12 protein-coding genes are annotated in these 12627 nt (G+C 75.0%); 9 read left to right on the plus strand and 3 right to left on the minus strand.

Features of this window, described 5'->3' with window-relative positions; translation table 11 throughout:
• Positions 1 to 249: 249 nt before the first annotated feature.
• Positions 250 to 1179 (minus strand): SAM-dependent methyltransferase, encoded by a 930-nt coding sequence (locus ABZ404_RS38440; protein ID WP_358832522.1) that lies wholly within the window; start codon positions 1177 to 1179, stop codon positions 250 to 252.
• Between the two features lie 218 nt (positions 1180 to 1397).
• On the opposite strand from ABZ404_RS38440, the gene ABZ404_RS38445 reads away from it, so the two are divergent.
• Both ABZ404_RS38445 and ABZ404_RS38450 read left to right on the plus strand, forming a co-directional pair.
• Positions 1398 to 2615 (plus strand): sensor histidine kinase, encoded by a 1218-nt coding sequence (locus ABZ404_RS38445; RefSeq protein WP_358832495.1) that lies wholly within the window; start codon positions 1398 to 1400, stop codon positions 2613 to 2615.
• A 121-nt stretch (positions 2616 to 2736) separates the two neighbouring features.
• Positions 2737 to 3408 (plus strand): response regulator transcription factor, encoded by a 672-nt coding sequence (locus ABZ404_RS38450; protein WP_358832523.1) that lies wholly within the window; start codon positions 2737 to 2739, stop codon positions 3406 to 3408.
• 23 nt (positions 3409 to 3431) lie between these two features.
• On the opposite strand, the gene ABZ404_RS38455 is transcribed toward ABZ404_RS38450, so the two are convergent.
• Positions 3432 to 3746 carry a helix-turn-helix transcriptional regulator gene (locus tag ABZ404_RS38455; RefSeq protein ID WP_358832496.1) on the minus strand — a complete coding sequence of 105 codons (315 nt, stop codon included), beginning with the start codon at positions 3744 to 3746 and terminating at the stop codon, positions 3432 to 3434.
• A 122-nt stretch (positions 3747 to 3868) separates the two neighbouring features.
• Between ABZ404_RS38455 and ABZ404_RS38460 the strand changes: the two genes are divergently transcribed.
• Together ABZ404_RS38460 and ABZ404_RS38465 are read left to right on the plus strand one after the other, a co-directional pair.
• Positions 3869 to 4843, plus strand: a complete 975-nt coding sequence (locus ABZ404_RS38460; RefSeq protein WP_358832497.1) for a zinc-binding dehydrogenase — start codon at positions 3869 to 3871, stop codon at positions 4841 to 4843.
• Between the two features lie 196 nt (positions 4844 to 5039).
• Entirely contained in the window at positions 5040 to 5264 is a 225-nt protein-coding gene (locus ABZ404_RS38465; RefSeq protein ID WP_358832498.1) for a hypothetical protein, read from the plus strand.
• Positions 5265 to 5281: 17 nt separating this feature from the next.
• On the opposite strand, the gene ABZ404_RS38470 is transcribed toward ABZ404_RS38465, so the two are convergent.
• Positions 5282 to 6520 (minus strand): beta-eliminating lyase-related protein, encoded by a 1239-nt coding sequence (locus ABZ404_RS38470; protein WP_358832499.1) that lies wholly within the window; start codon positions 6518 to 6520, stop codon positions 5282 to 5284.
• 118 nt (positions 6521 to 6638) lie between these two features.
• On the opposite strand from ABZ404_RS38470, the gene ABZ404_RS38475 reads away from it, so the two are divergent.
• Genes ABZ404_RS38475 through ABZ404_RS38495 form a run of 5 tightly spaced genes read left to right on the plus strand, consistent with a single transcriptional unit; the run spans position 6639 to position 12071 of the window.
• Positions 6639 to 7538 (plus strand): DUF2520 domain-containing protein, encoded by a 900-nt coding sequence (locus ABZ404_RS38475; protein WP_358832500.1) that lies wholly within the window; start codon positions 6639 to 6641, stop codon positions 7536 to 7538.
• Positions 7535 to 8521, plus strand: a complete 987-nt coding sequence (panC, locus tag ABZ404_RS38480; protein WP_358832501.1) for a pantoate--beta-alanine ligase — start codon at positions 7535 to 7537, stop codon at positions 8519 to 8521. Before ABZ404_RS38475 ends, panC begins: the two co-directional genes overlap by 4 nt.
• On the plus strand, positions 8518 to 10248 hold the full coding sequence (locus ABZ404_RS38485) for an L-aspartate oxidase (protein WP_358832502.1): 1731 nt from the start codon (positions 8518 to 8520) through the stop codon (positions 10246 to 10248). Before panC ends, ABZ404_RS38485 begins: the two co-directional genes overlap by 4 nt.
• Positions 10249 to 10250: 2 nt before the next feature.
• Complete coding sequence (gene nadC / locus ABZ404_RS38490) at positions 10251 to 11261, plus strand: carboxylating nicotinate-nucleotide diphosphorylase (protein WP_358832503.1); 1011 nt, start codon at positions 10251 to 10253, stop codon at positions 11259 to 11261.
• Positions 11262 to 11264: 3 nt separating this feature from the next.
• A complete protein-coding gene (locus tag ABZ404_RS38495; protein WP_358832504.1) occupies positions 11265 to 12071 on the plus strand; it encodes a type III pantothenate kinase in 807 nt (268 codons plus the stop codon).
• Positions 12072 to 12627 lie beyond the last annotated feature (556 nt).

The following is a 12627-nucleotide window of genomic DNA, read 5'->3' on the forward strand; positions in this document are numbered from 1 at the left end:
GCTCGCGCAGTTCCTCGCGCCCCTGAAGAACTGGTGGCCGCTCCAAGTTCCCCGGCTGCGGCCGACCCCCCAAGGGGCGCGGGGAACTGCGCGACCGGCCCCCACCCGGCCGCAGACGAACGAAGGTTTTTAGGGGCGCGGGGAACTGCGCGACCAGCCCCCGCCGGCCCGCAGACGAAATCCGGGCCCTAAAGGGGCGCGGGGAACGGCGCGACCGGCCACCCACGGTCCGGGGACGAAAGCGGGCAATCAGGGGCGCGGGGAACTGCGCGAAGAGCCGCCCACCCACTCCCGCACCCACCAGAAGTCCCCCAGCCCACCCCTCCCCACCAGCTCCGCCCCCTCCCCCGCCCGCGCCAGCGCCCGTACGTAGGACGCGGGATCCGTCGTCGCCAGGGACAGGGGCGGGCGCGCGCCCGAGACGCCGAGCGCCGTGAGCGCCTCGCGCTGGAGGACGAGGTCCGCCCGGGGACCCGCGCAGGCGTCCACCGCCACATGGGACGTGATGTCGCAGGTGCCGTCGGGCACGGGGGCGACCTCCCGGCCGCCCCGGAACCCGGTCAGGGAGCCGTACCGCGGCCGCGCGGACGCCACATGGCCGTAGTCCACCGCCACCGCCAGCCCCTCCGCCAGCGACGACACCGCCGCCGCCCACGCCTCGTCCCGGGGGCGCCCCACCTCCGCCCGCTCCCCGGGCTCCCGCAGCGGCCACCACCGCTCGAGCCAGCGCGTGTCCGCGCCGGTAACGGGCGCGCCGAGGCGTTCGGTGCCGTCGGGGCGGACCAGGACCTCGCGCGCGACGCCGTCGGCGTCGACCTCGGCCACGTCCACCGGCACGTTGTCCAGCCACTCGTTGGCGAACAGCAGGCCCCGGACGCCGGACGGCGGCTCCGCGAGCCAGGTGATCCGCCCGTCGAGCCCCGGCGGACGCGCCGCCCGCTCCACGGCGTACGCCCGTAGGGGGAATCCGGCGGGCAGCGCCGCCAGTACGCCCGTGACGAGCTCCCCGCGCCCCGCCGCCATGTCGACGAACGCCACCTCGCCGCCCCCGAGCTCCCCGGCCACCTCCTCCAGGAGGCGCGCCACGGCCCCCGCGAAGAGCGGTGAGGCGTGGACGGAGGTACGGAAGTGACCCGCGGGACCCTCGGGGCGCAGATAGAAGCCGCCGGGGCCGTACAGGGCCCGCTCGGTCGCCGCCCGCCAGCCGGACCAGCCGGTCCAGCCCGACCGGTCGTCCGGCGTTCCGCCGTCCCGCCCGCCACCGCCACCGCCATCGCCCGCCTCGTGATTCACAGCAGAAGGCTAGGCGCCCTCCACCTTGGGGAGTACGCCCCGGCGACCCGGATCGACCCTCCGGTTGACCCTTGCACCGATCCGGCATCCCTACGCTGGGTTACGTGCAGCGCCTCTACGACTTCATCCGCAGGCACCCGACCGCGGTGGACACCCTCTGGGCCGTCTTCCTCCTCGGGATCTCCGGCATGTCGCTCGTCTCCAACGGGGTCGGCCACGGCTCGACCGCGGCGGCCCTGCTCATCGCCGTGGGCCTGAGCGCCGCCGTGGCGCTGCGCCGACGCGCGCCCGAGAAGACGGTGGTGCTGGCGGCCGTGCTGGGCGTGGCCCAGCTTGCCCTGGACGTCGGTCCGAACGTGGCGGACTTCGCCATGCTGGTCTCCATCTACACCGCCGCCGCCATCGGCGAGCGCTGGGCCTCGCGGCTGGCCCTGGCGGGCTCGCTGCTCGCGGCCGTGATCGCGATGGTCCGCTGGCCCGACTACAGCGACAACGGCGCGGACGGCGGGGCGAGCCCGGCCCAGACCGTGTTCTTCGCCGTCGTGATGACGGTCCCCTTCCTCCTCGCCTGGGTCCTGGGCGACTCGATGCGCACCCGCCGGGCGTACTTCGCCCAGCTGGAGGAGCGCGCCGCCCGCCTGGAGAAGGAGCGCGAGGCGCAGGCCAAGGTCGCGGTCGCCGCCGAGCGCGCCCGGATCGCCCGGGAGCTGCACGACGTGGTCGCCCACAACGTCTCGGTGATGGTCGTCCAGGCGGACGGCGCCGCGTATGTCATGGACAGCGCGCCCGACCAGGCGAAGATCGCCCTGGAGACCATCTCGATGACCGGCCGCCAGGCGCTCGCCGAGATGCGCCGCCTGCTCGGCGTGTTGCGCACCGGCGAGCACCGGGAGGCGGGGGAGTACGTGCCGCAGCCCGACGTCGAGCAGATCGAGGAGCTCGTCGAGCAGGTGCGTACCGCCGGGCTCACCGTGGACTTCAAGATCGAGGGCACCCCGCGCCCCCTGCCCAGCGGCGTCGAGCTCACGGCGTACCGGATCGTGCAGGAGGCGCTGACCAACACGCGCAAGCACGGCGGCCCGGAGGCGGGCGCCAGCGTCCGGCTGGTCTACTTCGACGACGGGCTCGGCCTGCTGGTCGAGGACGACGGCCGCGGCGCGGCGCACGAGATGTACGAGGACGGCGGCGCCGACGGCCAGGGGCACGGTCTGATCGGCATGCGCGAGCGCGTCGGCATGGTGGGAGGCACCCTGGACGCGGGACCGCGGCCGGGCGGCGGCTTCCGCATCAGCGCCCTGCTGCCGCTGAAGCCCGCCACGTAGTACCGCGTACGCCCGAGGGGTGCCGTACGCCGAAGAGCCGGTACGCAACACCGGTACGCAGGATCCGTACGCGACACCCCGTACGCCCAAGACCCCGTACGCCGTGATGGAGAGGGACCCGATGACGATCCGAGTCATGCTCGTCGACGACCAGGTGCTGCTGCGCACCGGCTTCCGGATGGTGCTCGCCGCCCAGCCGGACATGGAGGTCGTCGCGGAGGCGGGCGACGGCGCGGAGGCGATCGAGATCCTCCGCGCGACCGCCGTGGACGTGGTGCTCATGGACGTGCGCATGCCGCGCCTGGACGGGGTGGAGGCGACGCGCCGGATCTGCGCGGCCGAGACGCCCCCCAAGGTGCTGATCCTGACCACCTTCGACCTGGACGAGTACGCGTTCTCCGGTCTCAAGGCGGGCGCCAGCGGCTTCATGCTGAAGGACGTGCCGCCGGCCGAACTGCTCGGCGCCATCCGCTCGGTGCACAGCGGCGACGCGGTCGTGGCGCCCTCCACCACCCGGCGGCTGCTCGACCGGTTCGCCCCGATGCTGCCCTCGACCGGCAAGGAGAAGGGCCCCGGCGGCGCCATGGACAAGCTGACCGAGCGCGAGCGGGAGGTCATGCTGCTGGTCGCGCAGGGCCTCTCGAATGGCGAGATCGCGGCGCGTCTGGTCCTCTCGGAGGCCACCGTGAAGACCCATGTCGGCCGGATCCTGACGAAGCTGGGGCTGCGGGACCGGGTCCAGGTGGTCGTCCTCGCGTACGAGTCGGGGCTGGTGCGGGCCGGCGGGCTCTGAACCGCCGGCTGGCCCGCCCGCCCTCAGTCGACGTGCAGGACCAGTTCGAGCAGTCCGGGGAAGCGCTGGTCGAACTCCTCGCGGCGCAGCCGGTTGACCCGCTTGGGCCCGTCGTCGCGCTGCTCGACCAGCCCGGCCGCGCGCAGCACCGAGAAGTGGTGGCTCAGTGCCGCCTTGCGCACCGGCACGTCGAAGGAGCCGCAACTGCGCGTCCACTCCTTCGACCCGGCCAGTTCGCGCACGAGCTGGAGGCGGACCGGGTCGCCGAGCGCGTCCAGGGCCGTGATCAGCGGGACCTTGTCGGGGTGGGTGTGTTCGGGTGCCGCGCGATGGGTCATCGGTGTCCTTCCTCCCGGGGCGGAGTCGGCGGTCCGCCCTTGCCCAGTGTTCGACGAACGTCGTACACTCCTGAGTGTTCGACTTTCATTGAACACTTTAGGTGCCGAGGGGGCTCCGCGTCATGCGTGCGATTCAGGTCAGCGAGCTGGGTGGTCCGGAAGTGCTGCGGCCGGTGGAGACGGAGGCGCCCCGGCCCGGCCCCGGTGAGGTCGCCGTCGACGTCGTCTGGGCCGGGGTCAACTTCGCCGAGGTGAAGGCCCGTTCGGAGGGGTACCGGGTCACGTCCCTGCCGTTCGTGCCGGGACTGGAGGTCTCCGGGCGCGTACGGGAGCTGGGCGAGGGCGTCGAGGGGTTCGCGGTCGGGCAGGAGGTCGCGGCGATGTCCGGGGGCGGGGGCTACGCGGAGGTCGCCGTCGTCCCCGCCGCCACCGTCTTCCCCGTGCCCGAGGGCGTCGGGCTGCGCGCCGCCGCCACCCTCCCCACCGTCCTGCCGACCGCGCACGCGCTGGTCCACGAGGTGGGCCGGCTGCGGGCCGGCGAGAGTGTCCTGGTCCAGGGCGCGGCGGGCGGCGTCGGCACGGCGGTCGGCCAGATCGCCCGCCTCGCGGGCGCGGGCGCCGTCTACGGCGTGGTCTCCAGCGAGGCCAAGGCCGCCTACGCGCGCGAGCACGGCTACGACGACGTGTTCCTCACCGACTCCTTCGCCGAGGACGTGCGCCGGGCGACCGGCGGCCGGGGCGTGGACCTGGTCCTCGACCCGGTCGGCGGCGAGACGCTGCGCCGGGGCCTGGAGGCGCTGGCCCTGTTCGGGCGCCTGGTCTCGTACGGGAACGCGGGCGGCGAGGAGCCCTGGCGGGTCGGGCAGCCCGAGCTCTACCCGGGCGCCCGCTCGGTCGCCGGTTTCTCGATCCTGGGCCTGGCGTCCGGCGCCCCGCAGGCCCTGCGCGATCTGGCCACGCGCGCGTTCGCCCTGGCGGCGGACGGACGGGTGCGCCTCCCGGTGACGGCGGAGTTCCCCCTGTCCGAGGCGGCACAGGCCCACCACCTGATGGAAAGCCGCACGTCCACGGGGAAGCTCCTGCTGCGCGTGGGGTGACCCCGGGGGGTGGGGGTGCGTGGTGCGGCAGCCAGTCAGGGGCGCGGGGAACTGCGCGACCGGCCACAGACGACCCGCGGCCGAAGCACGACCCGCACCCCGGCCCAGCCCCCCACTGCGCCCGCCCCAACCCCCTCAATTGACGCCCCTGGTCAATCGGCGCGACGGACGGCCGCGAGCGGCGCAGCCTGGATGCATGGACGCCATTCAGCAGCACATGCTCGACACCTACCGCGCCGCCCGCCTCGACCAGGCCCCGCCCCCGCCGCCGGGCACGCACGACGTACGCACCCTGCGCGAACTGCGGGACTACCGGCGCTTCGAGGCGGTCCTCGCCGGCCACCTCGCCCACGGCCGCCTGCGCGCCGCCCTCGGCCGCCTCCTGCCCTCGCCCCGCCCCCGCACCCCCGCCTGCCGCTGAGAGCGGGCCCCGGGCGCCTAGGCCGCCCCGGGAGCCAGCCTCCGTACGAACTCGGCCGCCGCGTCCCGTACGTCCTCCACCGACCACGCGAGGCCCGGCTTCGTCACCGTCAGTTCGGTGTAGGCGACACCGGGCGGCCCGGCGGGCGCCGGGAACCAGCGGCGGAAGAGCGTCACGCCCGTCTGTTCGGACTGGCCGAGCCCGGCCTCGTCCAAGGCGTCCGCCTCGTACGGGAGCCACACCTGGAACTGGTGGGTGTGCGGCACCCCGGGGTTGATCCGGAACCACGGCACGCCCGCCTTGGCGAAGCCGTCCGCCAGCCCCTCGGCCACCACGCGCGCGTGGGCGACGTACGAGGGGAGCTCGGGCAGCACCCGGTCGAGGCCGACCAGCGCCGACAGGGCCGCCGGATACTGCTGGAAGAGCTGGCCCCCGTATCGGTGGCGCCAGGCGCGGGCCTCGTCGACGAGCGGTTCCGGTCCGACGAGCGCGGCCCCGGACAGGCCCTCCAGCGTCTTGTAGTACGACACGTAGACGCTGTCCGCGAGCCCGGCGATCTCCTCCAGCGGGCGGTCGAAGTGCACGGCGCACTCCCACAGCCGCGCGCCGTCGAAGTGCACCACCGCATCCCGTTCCCGGGCCGCCTCGACCACGTCGGTCAGCTCCTGCCAGGTGGGCAGGACGAACCCGGCGTCCCGCAGCGGCAGTTCCAGCATCAGCGTGCCGAACGGCTCCTCGAAGTCCCGGACCTCCTCGGCCGTGGGCAGCCGGGGCGCGGTCGTGGGGTGGACCGTGCGCAGCCCGCTGACCGTGCCGAAGGCGCGCCGCTCGTGCACCTCGGGGTGGGCCAGGGGGTGCAGCGCCACGGTCGCGTTGCCGGTGCGGCCCGCCCAGGCGCGCAACGCGGCCTGCTGGGCCATGGTGCCGGTCGGGAAGAAGGCCGCCGCCGGGAAGCCGAGCAGTCCGGCGGTGCGCCGCTCCAGCTCGGCCACCGGGCCGTCGCCGTAGAAGTCCGGCATCTCGTCGGTGTCGTACACCGCGCGCGCGTCGGCGGCCAGGGCCGTCAGCCGCTCGCCCATGCTGAACTCGCCCGGCATCCGGCACAGGGTCCGCTCCGAGGCGCGCCAGGCGGCGATCCTGCGCAGGCGCGCGTCCTGCTCCACGCCGTCGCCCGCGCGGGCGGCCTGCGGACCGTTCCCGCCGGGGCCGTCCCCGATCCGGCCCTGCCGCTCTTCCCCACCGTGCTGATCTTCCATGGTCCGATCATCACCCACAGCCTGTGGACAGTCACGGGGGTTGCTCGAAACCTGGGCGTAGCATGACGGGGAAATCGTCCGGTACCCCTCGCGGACTGGAACGGAAGGCCCGCACCGCGTGAACGCACAACCAGAGACCCGCCCAGCCCGCCTCACCGTCGGCGTCGTCGGTGCCGGCCGGGTCGGACCCGCACTCGCCGCGTCGCTGAAGCTCGCCGGGCACCGCCCGGTGGCCGTATCCGGCGTGTCCGACGCCTCGGTGCGCCGCGCCGCCGCTCTGCTCCCCGACGTGCCGCTGGTGCCGCCCGCCGAGGTGCTGGCCGCCGCCGACCTGGTGCTGCTCACCGTCCCCGACGACGCCCTGCCGGGCCTGGTGGAGGGCCTCGCCGAGACCGGCGCCGTCCGCCCCGGCCAGCTCCTCGTGCACACCTCCGGGCGGTACGGGACGGCCGTCCTGGCGCCCGCCACGCGCGCGGGGGCGCTCCCGCTGGCCCTGCACCCCGCGATGACGTTCACCGGGACCGGCGTCGACGTCCAGCGCCTGGCCGGCTGCTCCTTCGGCGTCACCGCGCCCGAGGAGCTGCGCCTCGCCGCGGAGGCGCTGGTCATCGAGATGGGCGGCGAGCCCGAGTGGATCGAGGAACACAGCCGCCCGCTCTACCACGCGGCCCTCGCCCTCGGCGCCAACCACCTGGTCACCCTGGTGGCCCAGTCCATGGAGCTGCTGGGCCTGGCCGGGGTCACCGCCCCCGACCGGATGCTCGGCCCGCTCCTGGGCGCCGCGCTCGACAACGCGCTGCGCTCCGGCGACGCGGCCCTGACCGGCCCCGTCGCGCGCGGCGACGCGGGCACGGTCGCGGCGCACGTCGCCGAGCTGCGCAAGCACGCCCCCGGCGCCGTCGCCGGATACCTCGCCATGGCCCGTACGACCGCCGACCGGGCGCTCGCCCACGGCCTGCTGAAGCCCGAGCTCGCCGAGGACCTGCTGGGCGTCCTCGCGGACGGAGAGAACCGATGACCCTTCTGGTCCGCACCGCCGCGGAGCTGGCCGCCCTGGAGCGCACCGGCCGCCGCGCCGTCGTCATGACCATGGGCGCCCTGCACGAGGGGCACGCCACGCTCGTGCGCACCGCGCGCGAGAGCGTCGGCCCCGGCGGCCAGGTCGTCGTCACCGTCTTCGTCAACCCGCTCCAGTTCGGCGCGGGCGAGGACCTCGACCGCTACCCGCGCACCCTGGACGCCGACATCGAGGTGGCCGGCCGGGCGGGCGCCGACGCCGTGTTCGCGCCCTCCGTGGACGAGGTCTACCCCGGCGGCGAGCCGCAGGTGCGCGTCACCGCGGGCCCCATGGGCGAGCGCCTCGAAGGCGCCTCCCGCCCGGGCCACTTCGACGGCATGCTCACCGTCGTCGCCAAGCTGCTCCACCTCACCGCCCCCGACCTCGCGCTGTTCGGACAGAAGGACGCCCAGCAGCTGGCGCTCATCCGCCGCATGGCCCGGGACCTGAACTTCCCCGTGGAGATCGCCGGCGTGCCCACCGTGCGCGAGGCGGACGGGCTCGCCCTCTCCAGCCGCAACCGCTACCTCTCGCCGCAGGACCGCACCACCGCGCTCGCCCTCTCGCGCGCGCTGTTCGCGGCCCGCGACCGGCTGACGGCCGAGCACGCGCTCCGCGCGCGCGCCGCCGCCACCCACGCCTCCTCCGGGCGCTCCCTGGCGCTGTCCCGGCTCGGCGAGGCCCGCGCCGCCGCCGACGCGTACGCGGTGGAGGCGGCCGGTCCGTCCCCCGCCGTGGTGCGCGCCGCCGCCCAGAGCGTCCTGGACGAGGCCGCGAAGGCCGATCCGCCGCTGGCCCTGGACTACCTGGCGCTGGTCGACCCGTCGACGTTCGACGAGGCCGGCGACGGCTTCGCCGGTGAGGCCGTCCTCGCGGTCGCCGCACGCGTCGGCACCACCCGCCTGATCGACAACATCCCGCTGAACTTCGGAGCCCCCGTATGACCAGGACCACCGCCGACCCGGCCCGGACCGGCATACGGCTGGACGCGCCCGCGCCGGGCTGGGCCATCGACGCGGACGTCGTGGTCGTCGGCTCCGGCGTGGCGGGCCTGACCGCGGCCCTGCGCTGCACCGCCGCCGGGCTCGCCACCGTGGTGGTGACCAAGGCCCGGCTGGACGACGGCTCGACGCGCTGGGCGCAGGGCGGCATCGCCGCGGCCCTCGGCGAGGGCGACACCCCCGAACAGCACCTGGACGACACGCTGGTGGCCGGCGCGGGCCTGTGCGACGAGGCCGCGGTGCGCACCCTGGTCACCGAGGGCCCGGACGCGGTGCGCCGGCTGATCGCCACCGGCGCCCACTTCGACACCGACGGCTCCGGCGCCATCTCGCTGACCCGCGAGGGCGGCCACCACCGCCGCCGCATCGCCCACGCGGGCGGTGACGCCACGGGCGCGGAGATCTCGCGCGCGCTGGTCGAGGCCGTCCGCGAGCGCGCGGTGCGCACCATCGAGAACGCGCTCGTCCTGGACCTCCTGCGCGACGAGGACGGCCGCACCGCGGGCATCACCCTGCACGTCATGGGCGAGGGCCAGCACGACGGCGTGGGGGCCGTCCACGCCCCCGCCGTGGTGCTCGCCACCGGCGGCATGGGCCAGGTCTTCTCCGCCACCACCAACCCGGCGGTCTCCACCGGCGACGGGGTCGCCCTGGCGCTGCGCGCCGGCGCCGAGATCTCCGACCTGGAGTTCGTCCAGTTCCACCCCACCGTGCTCTTCCTCGGCGCCGACTCCGAGGGCCAGCAGCCGCTCGTCTCCGAGGCGGTACGGGGCGAGGGCGCCCACCTCGTCGACGCCACCGGCACCCGCTTCATGCTGGGGCAGCACGAGTTGGCCGAGCTCGCCCCGCGCGACATCGTCGCCAAGGCGATCACCCGCCAGATGCAGGCCCACGGCACCGAGCACATGTACCTGGACGCGCGGCACTTCGGCGCCCGGATGTGGGAGCAGCGCTTCCCCACCATCCTCGCCGCCTGCCGCGCCCACGGCATCGACCCGGTCACCGAGCCGATCCCGGTCGCCCCGGCCGCCCACTACGCCTCCGGCGGCGTCCGCACCGACCTGCACGGCCGCACCACGGTCCCGGGGCTCTACGCGTGCGGCGAGGTCGCCTGCACCGGCGTCCACGGCGCCAACCGGCTCGCCTCCAACTCCCTCCTCGAAGGCCTGGTGTTCGCCGAGCGCATCGCGGCCGACATCGCCGCGGGCGGCCCCGCGCGCGTGGCCAGCGCCGCCCGGGGCACCGGAGCCGGCGAGGACGCGCCCGTCTGCCCGCTGCTCGCCCCCGAGGCCCGTATCCAGATCCAGCGGATCATGACCCGCGGCGCGGGCGTGCTGCGCTCCGCCGACAGCCTCGCCGGGGCCGCCGCCCGCCTGGAGGCCATCCGGTCCGACGCCGACGGGCCGGACGCGCGCAAGGCCGCCGAGCCGGGCGTGGACGCGTGGGAGACCACCAACCTGCTGCTCGTCGCGCGCGTCCTGGTCGCGGCGGCCGCCGCCCGCGAGGAGACCCGTGGCTGCCACTGGCGCGAGGACCGGCCCGACCGGGACGACGCGGACTGGCGCCGCCACCTCGTCGTCCGGGTGACCCCGGACCGTACGCTCGACGTCCTCCGTACCGATTCCGCAGACTTCCCCCCGACCGTCCTCGACGCCCCCAGGGAGCCGTAACCGTGAGCACCCCCGACGAACACCGTCCCGAGCCGGTGGACGTACCGCTGATCCAGATCGGCGTCCCCGCGAGCCAAGGCGGCTGCGGCGACGACTGCGGCTGCGGCGACGAGGACGTGTACGAGTGCGGCCTGGACCCCACGCTGGCCGCGCTGCTGGCCGAGTCGGGCCTGGACCCCGTCCAGGTCGAGGACATCGCGCACGTCGCCATCGAGGAGGACCTGGACGGCGGCGTGGACGTGACGACCGCGGCGACCGTCCCCGAGGACGCCGTCGCCACCGGCGACTTCACCGCGCGCGAGGCCGGTACGGTCGCGGGCCTGCGGGTGGCCGAGGCCATCCTGTCGATCGTGTGCACCGAGGAGTTCGAGGTCGAGCGGCACGTCGCGGACGGCGACCGGGTCGAGGCGGGCCAGAAGCTGCTCAGCGTCACCACGCGCACCCGCGACCTGCTCACCGGCGAGCGCAGCGCGCTGAACATCCTGTGCCGCCTCTCCGGCATCGCCACCGCCACGCGCGCGTGGGCGGACGCCCTGGAGGGCACGCGCGCGAAGGTGCGCGACACCCGCAAGACGACGCCGGGGCTGCGCGCCCTGGAGAAGTACGCGGTGCGCTGCGGCGGCGGCGTCAACCACCGGATGTCGCTGTCCGACGCGGCGCTGGTCAAGGACAACCACGTGGTGGCCGCGGGCGGCGTCGCCCAGGCGTTCAAGGCCGTACGGGAGATGTTCCCGGAGGTGCCGATCGAGGTCGAGGTCGACACGCTCGACCAGGTCGGGGAGGTCCTTGAGGCGGGCGCGGACCTGATCCTGCTGGACAACTTCACCCCCGAGGAGACCGCCCGCGCCGTCGAACTCGTCGCCGGGCGCGCGTTCCTGGAGTCCTCCGGCCGCCTCACGCTGGACAACGCGGCGGCGTACGCGGCGACGGGCGTCGACTACCTGGCGGTCGGCGCGCTCACCCACTCCGCCCCGATCCTCGACATCGGCCTCGATCTGCGCGAGGCGGAGTAACCGATGCTGCTGACGATCGACGTAGGCAACACGCACACGGTCCTCGGCCTGTTCGACGGCGAGGAGGTCGTCGAGCACTGGCGCATCTCCACCGATCCCCGGCGCACCGCCGACGAGATGGCGGTCCTGCTCAACGGCCTCATGGGCATGCACCCGCTGCTGGGGGCGGAGCTCGGCGACAACATCGAGGGCATCGCGATCTGCTCGACGGTGCCGTCGGTGCTGCACGAGCTGCGTGAGGTCACCCGCCGCTACTACGGCGACGTCCCGGCGGTCCTGGTCGAGCCCGGCATCAAGACCGGGGTTCCGATTCTCATGGACAACCCCAAGGAGGTCGGCGCGGACCGCATCATCAACGCGGTCGCGGCGGTCGAGCTGTACGGGGGCCCGGCGATCGTCGTCGACTTCGGCACGGCGACGACGTTCGACGCGGTCAGCGCGCGCGGGGAGTACGCGGGCGGGGTGATCGCCCCCGGCATCGAGATCTCCGTGGAGGCGCTCGGCGTCAAGGGCGCGCAGCTCCGCAAGATCGAACTGGCCCGGCCGCGGGCGGTGATCGGCAAGAACACGGTCGAGGCGATGCAGGCGGGGATCGTGTACGGGTTCGCCGGGCAGGTCGACGGGGTCGTGACCCGGATGGCCCGCGAGCTGGTGGGTCCCGGGGGCGACCCGTCCGACGTCACGGTGATCGCGACGGGTGGGCTGGCGCCGATGGTGCTGGGCGAGGCACACGTGATCGACGAACACGAGCCGTGGCTGACGCTGATCGGGCTGCGCCTGGTGTACGAACGCAACATCGCCCGCATGTGACCATCCCCCACCCCGCCCGTTCCCCTAAACGGGGGCGGGTGGGGGCGGAGGACGAGCATTTCCCCCGGGGCTCCGCCCCGGCCCCCCTGGCGGGCGGGGCTACCGCCCCCGCACCCCGGCTGGCCGGGGCTTCGCCCCCGGGCCCCTGGAAGGCCGGGACTTCGACCGCGGACCGCGTTGGCTTGCTCGCGCAGTTCCCCGCGCCCCTGAACACCGCGGGGCTGCGCCCCAGCGCCCCGGGCCCCGGTCTTTCGTCTGCGGGTCGTGGGTGGTTGCTCGCGCAGTTCCCCGCGCCCCTTCAGGGCCCGGACTCTGTCTGCGGACCGGTGGTGGGCTGGTCGCGCAGTTCCCCGCGCCCCTAAGGGGTCCGGCCGCACCCGGAACAGCCGGCGCGGCCACGGGTTTATAGGGCCGCGGGGCTGGGACACAATGCGACTCCCTCGCACGGACGCGACCACCCACCCGATCGCCCCGCAGGGGCGCCCAAAGGGGCGCGGGGAACGGCGCGAGCAACCGTCCACCGGCCGGCAGCCGAAATCCGGGCCTTGAAGGGGCG

Source organism: Streptomyces sp. NPDC005878 (assembly GCF_040629815.1).
GTDB lineage: Bacteria > Actinomycetota > Actinomycetes > Streptomycetales > Streptomycetaceae > Streptomyces.

Bases quoted from the DNA above. Each gene is read 5' to 3' on its own strand.
- ABZ404_RS38460 (WP_358832497.1), top strand. From the start codon at position 3,869: ATGCGTGCGATTCAGGTCAGCGAGCTGGGTGGTCCGGAAGTGCTGCGG.
- ABZ404_RS38450 (WP_358832523.1), top strand. From the start codon at position 2,737: ATGACGATCCGAGTCATGCTCGTCGACGACCAGGTGCTGCTGCGCACC.
- ABZ404_RS38485 (WP_358832502.1), top strand. From the start codon at position 8,518: ATGACCAGGACCACCGCCGACCCGGCCCGGACCGGCATACGGCTGGAC.
- ABZ404_RS38455 (WP_358832496.1), bottom strand. From the start codon at position 3,746: ATGACCCATCGCGCGGCACCCGAACACACCCACCCCGACAAGGTCCCG.
- ABZ404_RS38495 (WP_358832504.1), top strand. From the start codon at position 11,265: ATGCTGCTGACGATCGACGTAGGCAACACGCACACGGTCCTCGGCCTG.
- ABZ404_RS38465 (WP_358832498.1), top strand. From the start codon at position 5,040: ATGGACGCCATTCAGCAGCACATGCTCGACACCTACCGCGCCGCCCGC.
- ABZ404_RS38470 (WP_358832499.1), bottom strand. From the start codon at position 6,520: ATGGAAGATCAGCACGGTGGGGAAGAGCGGCAGGGCCGGATCGGGGAC.
- panC (WP_358832501.1), top strand. From the start codon at position 7,535: ATGACCCTTCTGGTCCGCACCGCCGCGGAGCTGGCCGCCCTGGAGCGC.